We start from the raw sequence: 3,634 nt of genomic DNA, 5'->3' as shown, positions 1-3,634 counted from the left end.
TCCCCATTGGCTCTAGGGCAATAACTCAATGGCCTTGCGTAATTCACGCAATTCTTTATGTGTGTAGACTTTGGTTGTAATATCTCCATGCTTATGGCCAAGAATGGCGCGAGTAGCAGTAGGTGATGCACCATACTTATCTAGTAGAGTAGCTAATGTATGACGACAATCATGAGTTGAATGGGAACATTTGATTGAAGTCATTACTGATTTAAACTGCTTACTAAATTGTGCATAAGAAATAGGTAGTATCCTATCTGATGAATTGTGATACAAGATTGTAACTATTGGCAATATTCGACTATGAATAGGAATTAGACGATTACGGCCAGCCTCAGTTTTAGATTGACGTACTATAAGACATTTAGTGCGGAGGTTAATATCATTTTTACAAAGTGATAATAATTCACCGCAACGCATACCTGTATATAAGAGTATTAGAACGCCATAAGTATCGGGAGTATCCAGACTCCACAATCGATTAATCTGTTGGCGAGTGAATGGCTTATGAGGATACACGCTAACATCATGGCCGAGATTAAGAAAAGGGGTGTAATCCTTAATATCGATGTCATTAACAATTGCATATTTAGATAGCAATGAAAGTAATGTGCGTACCTTCTTGGCTGATGAGTAGGATAGGCCGTTATCTCGCATGCTATCAATCACGCATTGCATATCAGAGTATTTGATTAGGTTAATAGGAATAGTAGCAATTGATTGAATATGATCATAGGCAATGCGATATGATTCAATGGCTGATTTACTCACGATTCCAACACGAGTAGGCAGCCATTTTTCATAAATACTTTTAAGCGTTTCAACGCACGCACTTCCGCGGTGCATACGGAGATACGCATTTCTTGGGTAGTGCTTAATAGTGCTATTCATTGTTATATCCTTTCATTAATTAGGAGGTATATATGAATAATTATATCCATGTCCTTGATGCAGACGGACGTCGAATTACGTCAATCGTAGATAATATGATAGTACCTATCGGTGAAGAGGCTTTGCTTAAGCAAGCTAAAGAACAATATCCGGAGGCAGCTCAATATATATATGGCGGAGATGACATGCTAGATGCCTTTCTCGATGGAAAAATTTATAAGGATGGTATGTTCGAAGACGCGCCAGTAGTTGAATACATTCCGACGAAGGAAGAAAAAATAAACGCCATAAAAGGCGAATATGAACCACGTTTTAAAACGCTAGAAGAGGCTCAACGCCGATTGCTGCTCATGGGAAAACCTACTAATGCAATTAGTGCCCAATATATCAAGTTGAATAGCGAAATGGTAGCACGAATCAAGGAGGTGCAATAATATGCCTAAATATATCGGTGATAGTAAAGTTCCGGTAATGGAATTCTGTGAGTACTGTTGGGAAGTTCTTAATGATGATGGAACGTGTCCAACTGAAGGATGCGTACATAATGATTTACTAAATTCAAACAAGGATGATACAGATGCTACCAGTCTTACACAACTTTAATGCAGTCAAAGGGGAGATAATTTCTCTTAACATTGGGTATAACAATGTTGTGGCGAGTGAAAATCTATTCGCCTGTGTTCGTAAATATCGGACGGACGAAGATTATAAAGCAAAGTTTGATATTAGCGTATCTACTGACAATCTAGAAAACGATGAAGCATCTAAAATCACTCTTTCCCTTGATACAAACACTTTAGAAGCTGGTAAATATCAATGGGATTTATTCATTTGGAATGGCAACCGCCCTATTAAATGCCTTGTTAAAGGGCAAGTTGACATAATTGAAGGTATCAGCAATAGGGGGAAATGATATGAACGAAGAAAACGTATATTTGAAACCTTCTTCTGTTGATAGCATCCACATCAAAGACGGTGATGAAAATATTAAAGTCAAAGACAATATGCAAATTGTTAAGTTGCAAGGCCCAAAGGGAGACCCTGGACCGCAAGGTCCTCCAGGACCACAGGGCGACCCTGGCCCTAAAGGTGATTCTGGTAAAGAAGGGAAGCCGTTTACTTATGCTATGTTCACATCAGAGCAATTAGAGAATTTAAAAGGAGCTAAAGGCGAACAAGGCTTGCAAGGACCACCTGGCATTAAAGGTGAACCTGGAACTCCTGGGGAGCGTGGAGCAGACGGCGAAAGAGGACTACAAGGACCACCAGGGCCGAAAGGTGAACCTTTTAAATTTTCCGATTTTACGCAAGACCAACTTAACGCACTTAAAGGGCCGAAGGGCGATAATGGTGAGCCATTTAAATATAGTGATTTTACTCCCGAACAACTTGCAGCACTTAAAGGCCCTAAAGGGGACCCAGGACCGCAAGGTCCACCAGGGCCTCCAGGTACTGGCGGTACGGGTGGTCCTGGTGGTAGTGTGGATTTATCTAAATACGCACTCAAAACAGAGCTAAATAACTATTTATCTAGAACAGACGCCAATAACCATTATGCTCAAAAAGGCTGGGCGGCTCAAACGTTTGCTTATAAAGGTGATTTAGGTAGTTTTATTAGAAAAACGGAAATTGGACAATACGCCTTAACGCCTGGCGATGCGGCTAGCCGTTATGTTAATAACATTCAAGCACGATCCTTTGCTAAGTATTCCGATTTAAATAACTATGTTCCTAAAGAACAATACAATAAAGATATTGAAGCTTTAAAGAAACGTATAGCTGATTTAGAACACTTATAGGAGTTAAATAATGAATAATTAGCTAACACAGGGAGAAGAAAGGCAAGAATTAACTGATTTCATGGGAATAGAAAGGAGTTGCTGAATGTGGACATGGCAATTTGAACTAAATGATATTTTAACTACGCTCACAATAGTAGGTGTAGTTGCTGGGGCAGGGTATAGATTGTTGGTTATTCCTTTACTTGAAAAATTAGACCTTCAAAGAATGCAAGATAATCTGATGCTCCAAGAAAAAATGGGCGCGCTTACCGATACGTTGAAGGACTTGAAAGAAGAAATCAAACTTTCACGTGAGCAACGAACCAAAGCATACACAGAGCACGTAAAATTAACATCTCGTGTTGATGGTATCGAGGCTCGTGTTGATGATATTAAGGAGGAACTACATGAACATACCACCAAATCTCATCAGTACAGTTAAAAAATCATATCGATCCGTTAGTGGGGCCAATTTCCACCCTACAGGAATATTTGCTACCAGGGCGCTAGTATTTGTCATGCTAGTGCCTATTTTACTAGTTGTTAGCGAATACATTATGGTGTTCATTCGCGGCTATGCTGACGATATGACGATAAAAATTATTAATACAGGGATAACTATTATCGACCATATATTTATCCCTAGCGTATTAACAGCCCTTGTAGGGTTCTTGGCGCTATGGATAGATAAGGATGGTAACGGTGTTCCCGATCAATTAGAAAAGGAGGATAAACGATGAAAGTATTTATTAACCCAGGACACGACATTAACTTAGATAGTGGTGCGGTGAATCCGGTGTATGGTACACGCGAATGTGATGTGGCACGTGATGCGGGCAAGATGTTAGCACGCTACTTAGAAACAGCAGGGTGCGAAGTTCGTACTCTTCAAGATGACGATTTAGGACTAGTATGCGCTGAATCCGATTCTTGGGGAGCTGATATATTCGTATCCTTGCATT

Annotated in this window: 7 protein-coding genes; 6 read left to right on the top strand and 1 reads right to left on the bottom strand. The window is 40.0% G+C overall.

The window, feature by feature from the left end:
• Positions 1 to 12 precede the first annotated feature (12 nt).
• Positions 13 to 846: a tyrosine-type recombinase/integrase gene (locus tag RYP29_RS08565; protein ID WP_311533122.1), complete on the bottom strand. Its 834-nt coding sequence runs from the start codon at positions 844 to 846 to the stop codon at positions 13 to 15.
• Positions 847 to 923: 77 nt separating this feature from the next.
• Here RYP29_RS08565 and RYP29_RS08560 point away from each other — a divergent pair, with 77 nt between their 5' ends.
• From RYP29_RS08560 to RYP29_RS08535, 6 genes are all read left to right on the top strand, one after another.
• The gene (locus RYP29_RS08560; protein ID WP_311533120.1) at positions 924 to 1,325 is read left to right on the top strand and encodes a hypothetical protein; all 402 of its coding nucleotides are present in this window, start codon (positions 924 to 926) and stop codon (positions 1,323 to 1,325) included.
• 143 nt (positions 1,326 to 1,468) lie between these two features.
• Positions 1,469 to 1,804, top strand: coding sequence for a hypothetical protein (locus tag RYP29_RS08555; RefSeq protein ID WP_311533118.1), 336 nt, complete (start codon positions 1,469 to 1,471; stop codon positions 1,802 to 1,804).
• 1 nt (position 1,805) lies between these two features.
• The gene (locus RYP29_RS08550) at positions 1,806 to 2,690 is read left to right on the top strand and encodes a collagen-like protein (RefSeq protein ID WP_311533117.1); all 885 of its coding nucleotides are present in this window, start codon (positions 1,806 to 1,808) and stop codon (positions 2,688 to 2,690) included.
• Positions 2,691 to 2,775: 85 nt separating this feature from the next.
• The gene (locus tag RYP29_RS08545; RefSeq protein WP_302065092.1) at positions 2,776 to 3,114 is read left to right on the top strand and encodes a hypothetical protein; all 339 of its coding nucleotides are present in this window, start codon (positions 2,776 to 2,778) and stop codon (positions 3,112 to 3,114) included.
• Positions 3,080 to 3,412 carry a hypothetical protein gene (locus tag RYP29_RS08540; RefSeq protein ID WP_311533114.1) on the top strand — a complete coding sequence of 111 codons (333 nt, stop codon included), beginning with the start codon at positions 3,080 to 3,082 and terminating at the stop codon, positions 3,410 to 3,412. Before RYP29_RS08545 ends, RYP29_RS08540 begins: the two co-directional genes overlap by 35 nt.
• The coding region (locus RYP29_RS08535; RefSeq protein WP_311533112.1) for an N-acetylmuramoyl-L-alanine amidase at positions 3,409 to 3,634 on the top strand (226 nt) is incomplete at its 3' end. The genes RYP29_RS08540 and RYP29_RS08535, both read left to right, overlap by 4 nt.

The organism is uncultured Veillonella sp. (assembly GCF_963534045.1).
Lineage (GTDB): Bacteria > Bacillota > Negativicutes > Veillonellales > Veillonellaceae > Veillonella.
The sequence above is the reverse complement of the archived record's forward strand: the minus strand, read 5'-3'. Positions and strand labels throughout refer to the sequence as shown.